The following is a 14,662-nucleotide window of genomic DNA, read 5'->3' as shown; positions in this document are numbered from 1 at the left end:
CACATTGAAAACGTGGAGTCGATCACCAGCAGGGCAAATGGGATATTGAACCGCGCTGCGCATAATCGGATTTCGGTTCAATCAGCTGTAGGTTCATCCACTGGGGGATCAGCGCATGGGGCAACTGTATGATCGCGCGCAGCTGCTCGCCGAGGTCTGGGCCGAACCCCTGACCGTGATCGCGCACCGCTACGGCCTGTCGAATGTGGGTCTTGCCAAACTGTGTACCCGTTTAAACATTTCGCGCCCGGCCCAAGGGCATTGGGCCAAGCGAGCGGCGGATAAAGCGGTGCCGGCTGTCCCCGCTTTGCCGGCGTACACCGGTTCACCCAGTGCCTTGCGACGCCCCACTCACCGAACGGCTCCGGATTCCGCTCCCCCGGTCGATCCTCGGTTGGCGGCGGTGATCGAGTTTGAGGCGCGAGCGGAAAATCGCATCCGCGTAGTGACGTCGGTGCCGGCGTGGCACCCCGTGGTGGCGGCCGCCCAGGCGTCGCTGCAACGCCCCAGAATTGATGCCCGAGGGTTGCCGCAAACCACCGCCGGCACCTTGGATATTTCCGTGTCGCCGGCGTTGCTGTCGCGCACTTTGAACGTGGCCAATGCTCTATTGCAAGCGCTGGAAGTGCGGGGTTACACCCTCGCGCCGGGTCGGCAGCGCATAGAAGTGAAGGTCTTGGGCGTGGCATTGACTGTCCGCTTTTATGAACCCACGCATCGTCTGGACTATCAGCCCACCGCCGAAGAACGGGCGGAAGCCGCCGCTGGTGAGGCGGGGTATTGGCCGAAGTGGCAGTTCCAGCCTACGGGCAAATTGCAGCTGATTGTCAGCGACGGTTTCGGCGGAAAAGTCAGTGATTCCAGCGCCCGTTCGGTCGACGATCAGCTCAATCATGTGATCGTGCTGATGGTGACCCGAGCGGTCGAGATCCTTTTGCGCGAAGAGCGGTACGCGGTTGAGGCCGCAGAGCGCGAGGCGGTGCGGCAAGTCCATGCGCAACGCCAGCACGTACAAACGTTGGAGCGGGCGCGCTTGGCCCAGCTGGAGGACCAAGCGTTGCGCTGGCAGCGCGCTGCACGGATACGGGAGTACCTTGCGGCGCTGGAACACCACCAGGGTGACGACATTGATGCTGAACAGCGGTCGTTGCTGCACTGGGGACGAAGTATGGCCGATTGGTTAGATCCGCTCACGCCCAGCGCCGCGTCTATTCTGGATGAAGACCTTGAGCAGCCGTCTTGAGGAAAACAGGGCCATGACCGACCTACCCCCTGCCGAAAGAACCTCGCGCGGCATCGGCCGTTGCACAAATGTTCCCTCGTAAACAGGCGCGGCGTGTTGAGCATGCGGCGACGAGGCGTCACTGGGAAACTTGGTATGCGGTGTTGGATACGCTGCAAAAGGCCCAAAAAGTCGCCGCGCTGGCGACCCAAGGCCGGGAGATCGCAGCTCACTTCGGCCGATCCTTGGCGGTTTATTGTCCGTCCACCGGAGGGTCAGCACACATGATTCGACACGTGCCTAAATCGGTCACTCCCGTTCAGGTTTTCTGGCGTCGGAGCTGACCGCGTCCATGATCGCCGTTAACTCCACCAGGAGTTCGCCGTGGAAACGATTTAAGTAGCCCGATATGGTTTCATTGCGAAGCAGACGGGCGAGATACCCCTTGGCAACCACCAAAAACAACATTGTCTCCCCCAGCGTGTCCTCCACGACCTTGTAATCGTGAAACAACTTTTCCATCTCGCGCTCCATCCTCGCCAATTCTTCAACGCTGACCTCGGCAGGGAGCTTGGATTTTTTTTCGATCAACATGTCTGGTCGTGTCGCGGCAAGTACCATGTCGGCATAGTTCTGGGTGAAGCAGTTGGCTGACACCATCAGCTCCACGGTTTCAATTTGACGCATCGGTTTCATTTTTTTCAATGTCCGGAATACGCCTCGGCTGACCATTTTGACTTTGAGCATTTCCACCACTTCAGGCGCAATACCATCGAGCAAGTGTTGCCGCTCGTGGATGCGCTCAACATTAATGCCCAATACCGTGGCGATGAGGGCGGGGGAAATGCCTCGGCGGACGGCGGTGAGAATCATTTTGTGTTCTTGCACAGGGGTTAGCCGGTTAATTTGCCGGTTGTACGTAAAACCTTCGTCGTCAATGGACAGCAAGCACAGTGCCTCACTGGCCCCCAGTGCTTTTAGCGCGTGTAAGCGCAGGTGGCCGTCAAGCAACACGAAAGCTACCTCGCCCTGCGCATTGGTCTGTTGTCGATGCACCGCGAGTGGCTCAATGACCCCCAACTCTCGAATGGACGTCAGGATGGTTAAGTACTTTTTGGTCTGTTCTATGTCCTTATCCAGAGATCGAGTTGGGAGAATTCGGTCGAGAGGGACCGGGATGATCTGCCGCTCAAAGCCTTGCTTCACCTGACCCATGTTTACCCCTCACCTTGAATACGGTCAGCCAACGACTTCGGCATGTCCGCGATGCTCTCGCTGCGCAGCAGCGTGCAGAAGTAGTCGTCGGCCAACAGTCGGCGCATGGCGGTGACAATGATCAAAACGCGCTGCTCATTGATGTCGGCTTTTTTGATCATGACTCGTTGGCGCCTGACTTCAGTCTGATAGGTGCTCAGCAGCTTTTGAGGCGTCGTCGGCTGCTCGGCGGCTTTTCTTTGCTGACCGTAGTGTTTCCCTAAAAATCGACGCCTATCGATCAGGCGTCTGACCTTGATCAACTGCTCACCCTTCAAGACACCTGTCTCGTAGGCCTTGATCATGGCCACTTGCACTTCGGTATCACTGGATCTAGCGACTTCGGTCGCAACACTGATGGGCAGCCAGCCTTTCTCGACAGCGGCGATGAGCCGTTCCTCTCCTTGACGCAGAAGTAGGAGGATGGCGTTGATATAAGCGGGATCCAGGGCGGTTTTGGCGCAGATCTGTTTGGTCGTGTAGCCGCGCTCCGACAAAATCTGGATGGAGTAGAGCAAGTCCCTGTTTGTGTGCTTCCGACGGGCAAGGTTTTCCACCAAGCTGATGAGGAAACGATCAGTCTCCGGGGCGCTGATAATCACACACGGAATTTCTCGTTCACCCAGCGCACAAAACGCTTCGTATCGGCCTTGCCCGCAGACCAATTCGAAAAATCCTGGATGTTCTGGGTCACTGCTGGGGGTGACGGTTATCGGTCGCTTCAAGCCCAAGCTCGAAATGTTTTCAACCATTTTGGCGAACGCCTGTTTATTGCGCGCTCGTGGGTTGAGGACGCGGATGCGATCCAGACTGACCATTTGGATAGTCGTGGCTTCGCCGACATGGTGTGGGCTTCGAGGGTGTTGCGGCATATTCATGCGGCTCTCCCCACGGCAGTGCGGCGAGAAAGTTGCGCGAGGGCTTCGAGGCTGTCGTAGCGATAAATTTCCAGATTGGAGGCGTTAGATTCACTAAGGCGAATGTTGGGTTGTTGAATATCGAGGGTCGGCAGGATGTAGTAATCACGAGCGATCTCTTCTCCCGGCTCCATGCGGACGGCAACGGTGATATCCGGTGAGAGGCCAAGATCAAAGCGTATTTTCCAACGATTTGCCCCTGACTCACTGTGCTGACAGCGACACAGAACCAGAGAGATCAGCAGCTCTTCATTCACCTGGAGCAGGTCGTTGGTTGGGTCGATAGCTACTCGTCCCCCGACCTGTTGAATGTGCTCCACCGTTCGAGCCAACATCAGAGGATGCATCAGCCGAAGTTGATGGTTGGCGGCAACGTAGTCGTAGTCCCGCGAAGGGGTGTAGCCAATGAGCGAGTACGTCCTCAGAAGGCTGCCAAATCGATATTGATACGCCGTGCTGGAGGGGCATTCGTCAGACTCATTGATGATCAGGCCGGATAAATACCCAGCTTTCTCATACAATTTTTTGAGACGCTCCAGCATTTCCGCGTCGGGCATGCGATAGCTACGTGACTGGATGATGTCTTGGGCGGCGGCGAACAGTACGTGGTCGACCAAAGCTGGAAAGGCACCGTCCGCGCGTATCCATTGTTCTGGATCATTCCGCACATGTTCTTGTTTAAGTTTGAAGGAGGACCGGTTCCAGACGTTGTTGCCGATGTACTTCTCGTTGGTCAGGACCTGATGGACGCCCCCTTTGGTCCATGGCCTGGCTAAGTCATTCTGGAGTCCTCGACTATTCAGTTGCTGCGCGATCTCAGTCTCCGAGTAACCGGCTTCAACAAATCGTTGGTAGATCCAATGAACGGTTGCGACCTCTTCGGGTGGCCCAGGAACTAGCCTTACGCGGTCGGTTTGGATGCTTTTGTGTTCGCCAATCGTCAGTTCCGCTTTGGGGTTACCACCTGCGTCGACCAACTGACGCCTGAGCCCATACCCTGCCATCCCACCCTGCCGAAACCCCAATTGGATAAGCCGGGATTGCCCCGCGAAGACTTTTACGGACAGCTCCCGACTGTACTCGCCCGCCATCATGCGTTTCAGGCTTTTGACGATGTTAGAAACGGGAGAGCCGTCATTGGAGAATTGCTCTGCGCAGTAATGAACCGAGACACCTGCCTGCCGGCAACGGACCTCGAAGCTGGCAGCCAAATCCGGATCTTGAAAACGTCCCCAGCGGCTGACGTCATATACGAGAATCGTCGAAAAGCCAACCTCTCCGCTTTCAACGTCGCTGAAGAGTTGAATCAGCGCATCACGTCCTTCCAGGCGCAGTCCGCTCTTGCCCGCGTCGGTATAAATTCTGACGATTTCGAGAGAATGCGCCGCGGCGTAAAGCTTGATGGTGTCTAGCTGGTTTTCAGTTGAATACTGTTGATGTTCTGTGGACATGCGGACATAAGCCGCTGCCAAACCTGGATCTTGGGATGAATTTTCCGAATGAGCACCTTTACGACTGTGCATACGCCATAGCCCCTGCGTGCATCCACACTGGACGTGCGCCGTTGGGGCGTACCCGTTCTGCTGCTACTCAAGCAAGCGGTGTGTTTTTCAACCATAGAGGATCGCAGGAGGAAAAATGTTTACTAAAAAGTGCAAAACTTTTCCGAACCGACAAGAGTATGCGTCGGGGTTGGCGATAGCATTACAAAGTGAGTTGGGCTCGACCCACCAAGCCGTGAAAACGCTGATGAGATGGACAAATGCGAACGAACGGACTGCGAAAAACTGGTTAAAAGGAACGTGTGGCCCCCGAGGAGAGCATCTAGCTCGCCTTATTCAACACTCCGACGCCGCCTTGGCCAGCTTCTTAGACATGGCGAAGCGAAACAGCACTGTAATTCGCACGACACTTCCGTCCTTGAGAAGTGATCTGATGAGGGCGGTGAATGCCATTGACTGCTGTTTGTCCGCTGTGAACGAACCATAGCCGGATTGAGGTGGTTTTACTTTGGGCTCCGTTGCTCGGCGGTTCGACTAGTCTTCCAGGGATGTCATACATCTGTACGCCAAGGATGAACCGCCATGCCCCATTCAGACCTACTCCCTTCACTGCTTCTAAAGCTCAATGAAAACCAACTCGCCCTGGAAGCGGCGATTATGGAACTCACAAACTGGGTTGAGCAGCGCGGATCAGGCGATGTGGCGGAGAATGTGCGCGGCGCGTTGACTGCAATCGATCGTAATGAGGAGTTCATCAAGATGACGCTTGCTGTGATGATGGCGCCGGAGTGACTGCACTCATACACCTTCAAAGAATTTTGGATCTATATCAGCGTCTCAGATTTTATTTCCTGTCGGTCGTTTTTTTACAATCGGAACCCACTCCAACGCAAATGAATGGCTAGCTCGTATGCAAATACGAGGTCATGAACGCTGCGATTTCGCACTTCATGGTGTGATGCCATGTTCAAGACGCCCTATTAGAGTTAGCACCTGGCGCTGGCCTTCCTCTGATCCTGCCAACGCCAACGGAATGATATGACCCAGCGCAGGTGCTGGCTGAGTCAACCACCGCGCAGCAGCCTGACCATCAAGTGCAAAGAACTCCAATGCTGCACCTAGCAACTCCCCCATCTTCGGAGCGAGCAGAAGCTCATCCCTCACTTTCGTCAGGAGCGGCTCCTCATAAACGGACGTGCGATCATGCGTCGGGCAACGCGTTTGAACCCAACCAAGAAGTTGGACTGACTTGCCGACCGCGCCACATATCTCACACACATGCAGAGACAGCGATTCAGCGAGGTCCACCACCGCAGCCGCGTGATCGCTGCCATGCTGGTAGTAAAAACGAAGCCCACCAAATTTTTGTTTCACCTGCAAAGCCCGAAGCGGCTGAATGCCATCGCTCTCGATGTGACGCTGGATCAATTCACATGCCCCATCGATAAGCGGGAACCACCCATCGCCGCACTCGAAACCGAACAAGCGCTGGTCCACAGCGCCCTCGGGTGAAAATATGGCCGGATATCGCGTACACAGAAGTGCATCGAGTTGCTCATGCATGGTTTCAGTAACCTCTTGGCAGGTCGGTGGTAGCTATGAACCACCGCAGTTCTGGCTCGGTACCCGACTTCGCAGTGCGACTGGGGCTTATCATTTTCATCACGTAAAACTCGCCGCCTTATTCACATCGAATCCACGCCCTCACTGCACGCAATAACGCGAACCGCTCATGGCTCCGCTGGTGAATAGCTCCAGCAAAAACTTCAGCGACTTGCGCCCTCCGCATGGATGAAAATTCACCAGCAGCAACCGTTCGCCATCGACCGTCTCGATCAGGTAGCGACGGTCGTACTCGACGACCTTGCTGATTTCCTCTGAGAGCATCAATGCACCATTTTGATAGCCGACACTTTTGTAAACATGCCCCATCGCGCAATAGCTGCTGATGTAAACGTCCATCAAATACCCGGTAATCACATATTCTGGATAGTTCTCTAACATCGCATTGACGAGCAGAACCGCTTTATAAGGGCTGATCACCTTTCTTCTCCCGTCACTGCAATGTCAAAGATAACAACCCTACGAACATAGGACGTGCAATTCACCCTGTTACAACGCCGGAAACATGCATAGGACTCAGCTACTAAAGAGTGAGATCAAAGGCACCCTAAGTGCGCGTATACAGCGCTCTGCGAACACGTTCAATGCGTGATCGAAGTGTTAAAAAGGTGAAAACCCCACTGGATCCGGGAAGCCGGTAGCAAGCGAGAGAAAAATCCTAAGCCAGGATTTCACCCCGCAATAGCGACTAATCTCGTGGGCGAAAAATCCCTCACTTGATCATCGATGGATCCCGAACACCTTCGGACTCCGACCGAATCAACTCGCCAAGACAAAGAAAATGAAAGTCGGGACGATTGATTTGTTTCATGACTGCCCTCGAAAACTCATCAAAGTTGCAATTGAACGAAGCAATGAAATCAACTTAGTCGATCAAGGCATCGTGTCAACCCCCTTCTTACTAGAAAAGTTACGCAGGCGCTTTGAGTTACATCTTTGTCATTAACGAGCGAAAGCGTAAGTGGTGACAGGCCATCGTCAACAACTCTGGGCGCAGTCGTTGGGCTCCCAAGCAGGAGGCTTGGGGGCCTTAGTATCAGGCCTCTCCGTCTTTGTAGCAGAAGGTGATCGCGCGGGTACGCCCTAATGAAAGATGCTGTACCAGCAACTTACCTCTTGACTTTTCAAAAAAGAATTGTCATAGTCCGTAGGCATCAGGTCAGTCCGACCTGCACTGCGAAGACAACTATGAAGCACTCGCTACCTCCTCCCCTCCTGTTATTACGCACCTTCTGATTTTCCATAGGAATTTTCGGCTGACGTCGGCTATTTCCTATTACCCCCCAACTCTAGTATTCCTCAAAAGCTCGTTTGCGCTGAAGGTTTTCGTGCGCCCGTTCGTCGGGCAATAAAATTGAGCAACTCTATTTAATAATAAAAAAAGTAAGAGCGTAAGTTATTGACTTACTTAGATCCAGCTCGAAATTGTCAATATAGAAAACACCGAAACGCCGGAGGCCACATGATGTTATGCCGTTTAAGCCAGCAAACCATTTGACAAGCTGAAACTTGACCACCAATCTCTAAAAAACTCTGACGAGCACACATCATGAAAAAACTCCGAACTCAAGACGGCGGGACAACGTCACCCCTAAGAAACATAAAACGCAGCCAATATGGCAAGCAGACGACGTTCTTTCCATCCCGAAAAAATGGCGAACTAATCATCTGCGAAGTACGACTAGAGGCTGACGCCTGTTTCCTGTGGGAACAGGACAAAAATGTCGTTAGCTATCGTGCACAACCCGAACGGTTGGTCCTGGAAGTTGAGGGAAAGTCCCGTACTTACGTTCCCGATTTCGCCGTTCGTTATGCGAGCGGCTTGACCAAGTTTGTTGAAATCAAGCCCGACAATGTTTTTCTCAAGCCCAAATATCTCGCCTTGTATCGCGCAGCTACCCAGCGTCTACGTGAGCGCGGTGACGACTTCGAGCTGCTCACCGCGAGCCGTATCCGCCAACAGCCCCGCTTGAATAATCTGATCAAGACCTATTGCCAGGCACGTGGAGTTACTCCACTTGAGCAGGCCTATTTGCGCGACCAGCTCAGCATGCTGACCTCGCCTATGAAAATTTGCGACCTTCTAGCGCTGCCCTCACCGCCATCTCCAGCAGCGCTATCTGCGGCGATTTTTGGTTTGGAACTGCGTTGTGACTGGAACAAGCCAATTTCAACCAACAGCCAAGTCTTCTGGGGGTAAATCACGATGGACAAACATGATGTACAGCCGGGTGCACGTTACCAACTGAATGGCGAGCTAGTCGAAGTCATCGCCCGTGACCATGGTCGCGTTCTCATGCGCGGTGTGAACCACAAAGGCTCCATATATCTGCCGGAATCAGAGGTCGATCCACTCCTTCGCCAAGGGCGCCTTGTACCCGTTTCCAGTGCACTGCTGGATGAAAAAAAAGCGCTGGAACTGGTAAGGCAAGACGCTTCAAAGCGGCAGCGGTTCGACCGTGCTACTTACTACATCCAAAAACTTCTGGAGATGTTCCACGGTGCGCTCCCTCGGGAAAAAACCATCGCTGCTGTGGAGAAGATGGCAGTTGAATTGGGTGATCCCAAACCACCGAAATACACAAAGTTGTACCAACTCAAAAAACGCTTTTTGGACAATGGCCAGAACGCCTTCGCACTGATGGATACATCGACAGGAAAGCAGCTGCGTACCAAGCGATTGAGCCAAGAATCCCTGGAAGTCATGCAGGACTATATCCGCAATCACTACCTGAACAACACAAGGCCGCCGGCGCTTATGGTCTACAAATTGTTCGTTGCACACCTTGAGGAATTGAACCGCCAGTCCGCCATCAATGACATCAAGTTGGATATCCCGTCGCCGTCAACTTTTTACCGTGCCCTGAAGATTCTTCCTAGCTTCACGGTAGACGTCGCCCGGCTTGGCAAAAAGGCGGCAGAAAAGAAGCATGGATTTGGCAAGGGGATCCATTGCCCGGACAGGCTTTTGGCTCGGGTCGAAGCAGATACCCAGGAAGTCGACGTACAACTTGTGGGAGAAGACGGCCTGTGCATTGGTCGTGCCCATCTCACTGTATTGCTGGATGCACTCACCAGCTCCGTAATCGGCTGGAGCCTTTCGTTTACTCCGCCGTGTTTTGAAAAGACAGCCAGTGCACTACGCCATGCTTTGACTGAGCGTCAGGACGGCTCACCCGCTGGACTCATGGAAGAACTAGTCGTTGATAACGGCTCAGAGTTCTACAACGCATCGTTGCTTTCGATAGCCAACCGTATGGGATTCACGGTTCGATTTTGCGCCAAGGGTCAGCCTAACCAGAAACCGCATATTGAATCTTTTTTCCGCACATTGAACATACAGCTCATTCACGGGCTGAACGGAACAACGAAATCGAATCCGATAATGCGAGGAGACTATGACTCTGAAGGCGAAGCTGTAATGACGTTGGATGAGTTGCGCAGCATCCTCACAGACTGGATTGAAAACTACTACAACAAAACCGCTCATGGCCACCGCCACCTGCCAGCCAACGTTCTGTGGGAGCGAAACTTGGACAAAATGAATCCGCCAAAAGTCTTCACGGATGGAGACGTCCGGTTTATTTGCATGGCAACGCATTTCTGCACCATAAACAGAGGCCGTGTTCGGTTCAAAAATTTGAGCTGGAGTGGCCCAGGACTATCCCATATCCAGAATCAATTGAAGCCAGGACAAAAGGTCGAAGTGCTATACGACCGTACAAACCTTGGCATCGTCCACGTGTGTGATCCACACAGCGGGGTTCTTTATCAGGCCGATGCGGTGCATGAATACCAATACGACCTGTCACTGTTCGAACATGAATTGGTTCAACAAAAAATGAAGGAGGAGGCGAAACTTTTCACCGGCGAAGAAGCCCGACAGACGTTGCGGCGCATCTGGCAGGCCCTGAGCGAGAGCAAAACGAACAATGCACGACGTAAGCGCGCTCACCTGCGCGACACTCGTAATGTTGAAAACCACCTCACGACCCAACTTATTGAAATTGGGGTCGATACGCAGTACATCGACGAAAACATTCAGCGTCCTGAGGAAATCGACTTTGAACTTATTGACGACATATCGGATGACGATGCCAACGACTACGAAATCTTCCAACTGCCCAGGAAGCAATGATGAACACCGATATCCAAGACAAGCTCGTCCAGTTTGCACAATTTGTCGTGAGCCACCCTGAGTATGCCGGTGCAATGGATTGCATTTCTCGCAGCATCGACGCCACTCTGACTCGCGGGGAGCCCGCATCTGCACTCCTGACTGGCGACCCAGGCACGGGAAAATCCACTGTCTGTAAAATCGCCTTGAGCCATTTTGGGGAGAGAAGGATCGTCACTACAGAAGCAGGCACTACTGAGATCGTCCCTGCTTTCTACTGCTCTCTACAAGCAGGCGCGACAATCAAGAGCCTCACGACTTCCATGTTGCAGGAGTTGGGTTCCAATAACGTGACTGGCAACAGCTCGACCCTTTTTAAGCGCCTGGTCACTCTCCTCCAAACCTGCGAGACCAAACTCATTGTTCTCGATGAGTTTGACAATTTGCTTCGAAAAGGAGCAGAAAAATCCCGCGAACAAGTATGCGATTGGGTAAGAACACTCCTGAATGAAACGCTGGTCCCGGTTGCGATTGTGGGCGTCCCTAGTTGCGAAGAAATCATCAACGCGCACCCGCAGCTTTCCCGCAGATACCCCTACCGGCACAAGATGAATCATTTCACGTACTCCGCACTAGACCCCGCGTCCGTATTCAGCAAAACATTGCGAGCGTTCGGCACAGCGATCAAGCGAATCGGAGAGTTCGATAAGTGCATCAGTTTGAGCACAGAGCAGCCACTAAAGGCCATGTATCTCGCGACCGGTGGGAACATGAATGGCATCCGCCAAATACTCAACGATGCCTTCAGAATAGCGCTCCTTCGCAACGATAATAGCTTCGGGTTTGGCGATCTGGTCAGCGCTGCCGACCTATCTGTAATTCCAACAGCCCAACATCGAAGCAATGCTTTTCGGCTGCCACTTGATTCACTAGACAAAGTCATCTCGCAGGCGAAGGGCAAATGAATCTTTTCCACCTTGCCCATGCCCGTCTGGAAGAAAGCCCCCGAAGTGTAATGATGCGTACCGCCTACGCGAATGGGTTTGGCTCGGTTTCGGCCATGGCCAGAGCGTTTGGAGCAAAAGAATCACTCCAACCTTTGGCCTGGCAGATGAAGCACTCGAAGCTCGTTGGTCAACTGGCCGGCCATCTACACCTCAATGGCCAACTGTTTCAAGATAGCTTCTATATGCAGCTTGGACGCACCGCCGAAAGCCCAGTGAAGGTCATGGGATTGGCAGTGCCCTCGGCCAATATTCGGGCTGATGCCTTTAGCATTTGCCCCGACTGCATTAAGGCGGGCACCCACTCGTCGATACTTGATCTCAACTGGCTTCAAAGCTGTCCCGAACACGACTGCAAGCTAGAGTCAGCCTGCCCTCAATGCCGTCGTCCAATCCGTTGGACACAGCTTTCAGGGGCTAATTGCCGGTGCGGGTTTGATCTACGCAACATGCCGAAAAAAAACTTGCACTCGCCGAGTTCGCATTGTCTGCTGAAGATCTTTAGGGCAAAAGATCAGGTTGCATTGGATCGATTCATTTTTGCGTTGAAGGCGCTCCGATATACCAAGCAGCCCAACCAAACTCAGAAGATCCTAGAAACCGCTGCTCGTGTCGCCGATTGTGACACTGAGATATTTGAGGAACTGCTGGGGGCAACCAAGCAGCTGTACCCGTGCCTTACGTTGAGGCCTCTGCTTGCTCCTTGGATGGCGTCGGAAGACTCATGGATCAAAAGCCAAGTGCAACTTTTGCTCCATTCCAAATCCGATATCGCAGATGCTAAGGGAGAGTGTAAATGCTCAGCGCTTCGGCTTTATCAGGATGAGATGATTCACGCGCTGAAAATTTCACAGACCAAGCTTCGCTCGTTCCTGACTCGTGATTTGGTTCAACGGGAAAAGGGTGAGGACACTCGGTGGACATACTCCGCCAAAAAGCTATGCATGCTGCTTGAGCAACCGACGAGAGTTCTCCTGCCAACCGAGCAGTCTTCTATCTCAGGACCTTCAACTCAAGATTGCAGCACGCGCCTTACCATCGAAGAAACCGCTATTCGCTTGGGCGTATATCCGCAGGCAATTCGTAGCGCGCACTCGCGGGGTTTCATGCAAACTGGAGTAAGTAAAGGCCCCCATGGCAAGACCTTGCTCCAGGTGACTGCGGTAGACCACTTCTCGGAAAACTTCGTGTTCATAGGTCAACTCGCTTCGGATCTCGGCCTTCCCAGAACGACGCTTTCAGCAAAGCTCCTCCACCTAGGGATAGCTCCGATTTCTGGGCCGGATCTCGATGGAGGGCTTATAACCGTTTACCGCCGCGAAGACATCAATCGCGAGGTCAAAGCCTCTCTGCAAAACGTTTCTCACTACAAATCCAACGCGGGTAGAAAAACCAAAGGCTCCGCCAGCGTCACGGGAGAGGAATCTACATCAAGCACTGATACAGCACGCGCTCTTGGGTTTGTACTGCACGACTTGAAGCATCTCGAACGACAGGGCTTTATTAGCCGAGCTAAAAATCTGAAGACTGGCCGCCATTTCACTAGCAGCTCGGTGGCTAATGCCAAAGCACAGCTTGAGAAGATGATCCCGCTTAAACGTTTTTCAGCTCAGCTCGGCATGACTCCACAGACGTTCTCCAGAAGATTTATCCAAAGCGACTTTCTGAAGTACCTCCGCATAGGGAGCAAAACCCTAGTATCCATAGAGCAAATCCGTCGAGTGCAAGAGCACCGTGAGCTATTCATGAGCTTCTGCGAAGCGGATGAATTTCTAGGTGCCTCAATCGGCCACACCGCTAACCTTGTAAGACAGAAAAGGCTCAACCCCGTACACCCGCATGAGACCGGGTATATTTCTACAGTTCGCCTTCTGCGCCGACATGATGTTATCGAAATAAAATAACCCCCTCCTACGCAAAAACCAGTAGTGTCCAGCTACTGGAAATCCCCATGAAAAAACGAACAAAATCAATTTCATAAATTAGCGCGAAAAATGTTCATAAATTCGCGAAATAATGAAAAAAGAATTTCGCCTCTAGTGAAAAAATTCTCTAAAGGCCTTGGTTTACGGGACCACCGTTTCGTAGGCCAATGACGATGAGCGTCGCTTGGCACGATTTGACGATTGCAGTTTGAGTCGGCGAGTCGAGAAAGCAAAAAAGCCCCGATCTGATCGGGGCTTTTTTATGGGCGATTGGTAATCATATTTACGCCTACGTCACAGCGTTCAATCTCCTACAGCACTTACAGTCGCTTCCCATTGAAGCCTGCCACGAGCACTACTAAGCTCTATCGCAGGTGCCTAAGAAACGCCCAACGTAGAAAGCTTGGTCAGTGACACAGACGCGTAATTCGTCGGTGGCAACTGCTCTGCTCGTTGGGATTTCTTAAGTCCGCTCTACGTTGGGGTCAGGCCCTCTCAAAATCTAAAACGTAGAGGTCATAGATATGCCTTATCCATGCTCGGTAACCGTCTTCTCTCGCCACAAACTTTCTCTGCATGCCCTCCTATTAGAGAACCAGCCTTGGTTCTCCGCTCGCGATGTTGGCCGCTTGATGGGTTTCCATCTGAATGATCGGGTGGTCAACAAGCTAGATAGCGATCAACGCCGCGTCATGTGGATTGAGTACTTTCGAGAACCTGAACAGCATCTGATGCTCAGTGAATCTGGGGTGTACGCGCTGTTGATCTATCACTACGTTCCGGGAAATCGGTTGTTACGGGAATGGCTGACCAATGAGGTCGTGCCGAGCTTGCGCGATGCTGCGGACTCGGGAAATTCCAATCGGCCAATGTTGAGCTTGTTGGATTGGCCGGAGATGTCTTTGTGTTTGCTGCATTGGCAAGATGAGGGCTGGATTCGGCTTCGGGATATGCCTTACCTATTAAACGACCAATCCTCACGGCGGGCTGCGGTAGGGAAACCTTGGTGGCGAAGGTTTTCGCAGGTATTTCAATCTTCGAAACACTCCATGGGTTAGGGACAGATTTGTAGGATCGTGCAGGATCCGTCGCTATTTT

Annotated in this window: 13 protein-coding genes; 8 read left to right on the top strand and 5 right to left on the bottom strand. The window is 52.8% G+C overall.

The features are described 5' to 3' along the window. Positions 1-115 precede the first annotated feature (115 nt). Entirely contained in the window at positions 116-1,243 is a 1,128-nt protein-coding gene (locus ACIOMO_RS16460; RefSeq protein WP_401242061.1) for a hypothetical protein, read from the top strand. A 288-nt stretch (positions 1,244-1,531) separates the two neighbouring features. On the opposite strand, the gene ACIOMO_RS16455 is transcribed toward ACIOMO_RS16460, so the two are convergent. The 3 genes from ACIOMO_RS16455 to ACIOMO_RS16445 are packed head-to-tail and all read right to left on the bottom strand — an operon-like array spanning position 1,532 to position 4,916. Beyond that, positions 1,532-2,437, bottom strand: coding sequence for a plasmid partitioning protein RepB C-terminal domain-containing protein (locus tag ACIOMO_RS16455; protein WP_401242059.1), 906 nt, complete (start codon positions 2,435-2,437; stop codon positions 1,532-1,534). Positions 2,438-2,439: 2 nt separating this feature from the next. Continuing rightward, complete coding sequence (locus ACIOMO_RS16450; RefSeq protein WP_169909414.1) at positions 2,440-3,354, bottom strand: ParB/RepB/Spo0J family partition protein; 915 nt, start codon at positions 3,352-3,354, stop codon at positions 2,440-2,442. Then, positions 3,351-4,916, bottom strand: a complete 1,566-nt coding sequence (locus tag ACIOMO_RS16445; protein ID WP_169909412.1) for a recombinase family protein — start codon at positions 4,914-4,916, stop codon at positions 3,351-3,353. The genes ACIOMO_RS16450 and ACIOMO_RS16445 overlap by 4 nt, the downstream gene beginning before the upstream one ends. 115 nt (positions 4,917-5,031) lie before the next feature. Between ACIOMO_RS16445 and ACIOMO_RS16440 the strand changes: the two genes are divergently transcribed. After that, positions 5,032-5,382 carry a hypothetical protein gene (locus ACIOMO_RS16440; RefSeq protein ID WP_262502001.1) on the top strand — a complete coding sequence of 117 codons (351 nt, stop codon included), beginning with the start codon at positions 5,032-5,034 and terminating at the stop codon, positions 5,380-5,382. A gap of 95 nt (positions 5,383-5,477) precedes the next feature. Further along, complete coding sequence (locus ACIOMO_RS16435) at positions 5,478-5,687, top strand: hypothetical protein (RefSeq protein WP_169909410.1); 210 nt, start codon at positions 5,478-5,480, stop codon at positions 5,685-5,687. Positions 5,688-5,843: 156 nt separating this feature from the next. Here the strand turns inward: ACIOMO_RS16435 and ACIOMO_RS16430 are convergent, their stop codons facing one another. Then, positions 5,844-6,458: an MbcA/ParS/Xre antitoxin family protein gene (locus ACIOMO_RS16430; protein WP_169909408.1), complete on the bottom strand. Its 615-nt coding sequence runs from the start codon at positions 6,456-6,458 to the stop codon at positions 5,844-5,846. Between the two features lie 141 nt (positions 6,459-6,599). Beyond that, positions 6,600-6,938, bottom strand: a complete 339-nt coding sequence (locus ACIOMO_RS16425; protein ID WP_401242053.1) for a hypothetical protein — start codon at positions 6,936-6,938, stop codon at positions 6,600-6,602. A 1,129-nt stretch (positions 6,939-8,067) separates the two neighbouring features. Here ACIOMO_RS16425 and ACIOMO_RS16420 point away from each other — a divergent pair. From ACIOMO_RS16420 to ACIOMO_RS16400, 5 genes are all read left to right on the top strand, one after another. Beyond that, entirely contained in the window at positions 8,068-8,718 is a 651-nt protein-coding gene (locus ACIOMO_RS16420) for a TnsA endonuclease N-terminal domain-containing protein (protein WP_169909403.1), read from the top strand. Positions 8,719-8,724: 6 nt separating this feature from the next. Further along, positions 8,725-10,656 (top strand): hypothetical protein, encoded by a 1,932-nt coding sequence (locus ACIOMO_RS16415; RefSeq protein ID WP_401242050.1) that lies wholly within the window; start codon positions 8,725-8,727, stop codon positions 10,654-10,656. After that, entirely contained in the window at positions 10,656-11,600 is a 945-nt protein-coding gene (locus ACIOMO_RS16410; protein ID WP_169909399.1) for a TniB family NTP-binding protein, read from the top strand. Before ACIOMO_RS16415 ends, ACIOMO_RS16410 begins: the two co-directional genes overlap by 1 nt. Continuing rightward, positions 11,597-13,543 carry a TniQ family protein gene (locus ACIOMO_RS16405; RefSeq protein WP_248693405.1) on the top strand — a complete coding sequence of 649 codons (1,947 nt, stop codon included), beginning with the start codon at positions 11,597-11,599 and terminating at the stop codon, positions 13,541-13,543. Before ACIOMO_RS16410 ends, ACIOMO_RS16405 begins: the two co-directional genes overlap by 4 nt. A gap of 545 nt (positions 13,544-14,088) precedes the next feature. After that, positions 14,089-14,622 carry a Bro-N domain-containing protein gene (locus tag ACIOMO_RS16400; RefSeq protein ID WP_159812725.1) on the top strand — a complete coding sequence of 178 codons (534 nt, stop codon included), beginning with the start codon at positions 14,089-14,091 and terminating at the stop codon, positions 14,620-14,622. Positions 14,623-14,662 lie beyond the last annotated feature (40 nt).

Origin of the sequence: Pseudomonas sp. NPDC087804 (assembly GCF_044742965.1) — a bacterium.
In the GTDB taxonomy this organism is placed as follows: domain Bacteria; phylum Pseudomonadota; class Gammaproteobacteria; order Pseudomonadales; family Pseudomonadaceae; genus Aquipseudomonas; species Aquipseudomonas rustica.
The sequence above is the reverse complement of the archived record's forward strand: the minus strand, read 5'-3'. Positions and strand labels throughout refer to the sequence as shown.

Bases quoted from the DNA above. Each gene is read 5' to 3' on its own strand.
- ACIOMO_RS16460 (WP_401242061.1), top strand. From the start codon at position 116: ATGGGGCAACTGTATGATCGCGCGCAGCTGCTCGCCGAGGTCTGGGCC.
- ACIOMO_RS16455 (WP_401242059.1), bottom strand. From the start codon at position 2,437: ATGGGTCAGGTGAAGCAAGGCTTTGAGCGGCAGATCATCCCGGTCCCT.
- ACIOMO_RS16450 (WP_169909414.1), bottom strand. From the start codon at position 3,354: ATGAATATGCCGCAACACCCTCGAAGCCCACACCATGTCGGCGAAGCC.
- ACIOMO_RS16445 (WP_169909412.1), bottom strand. From the start codon at position 4,916: ATGCACAGTCGTAAAGGTGCTCATTCGGAAAATTCATCCCAAGATCCA.
- ACIOMO_RS16440 (WP_262502001.1), top strand. From the start codon at position 5,032: ATGTTTACTAAAAAGTGCAAAACTTTTCCGAACCGACAAGAGTATGCG.
- ACIOMO_RS16435 (WP_169909410.1), top strand. From the start codon at position 5,478: ATGCCCCATTCAGACCTACTCCCTTCACTGCTTCTAAAGCTCAATGAA.
- ACIOMO_RS16430 (WP_169909408.1), bottom strand. From the start codon at position 6,458: ATGCATGAGCAACTCGATGCACTTCTGTGTACGCGATATCCGGCCATA.
- ACIOMO_RS16420 (WP_169909403.1), top strand. From the start codon at position 8,068: ATGAAAAAACTCCGAACTCAAGACGGCGGGACAACGTCACCCCTAAGA.
- ACIOMO_RS16415 (WP_401242050.1), top strand. From the start codon at position 8,725: ATGGACAAACATGATGTACAGCCGGGTGCACGTTACCAACTGAATGGC.
- ACIOMO_RS16410 (WP_169909399.1), top strand. From the start codon at position 10,656: ATGAACACCGATATCCAAGACAAGCTCGTCCAGTTTGCACAATTTGTC.
- ACIOMO_RS16405 (WP_248693405.1), top strand. From the start codon at position 11,597: ATGAATCTTTTCCACCTTGCCCATGCCCGTCTGGAAGAAAGCCCCCGA.
- ACIOMO_RS16400 (WP_159812725.1), top strand. From the start codon at position 14,089: ATGCCTTATCCATGCTCGGTAACCGTCTTCTCTCGCCACAAACTTTCT.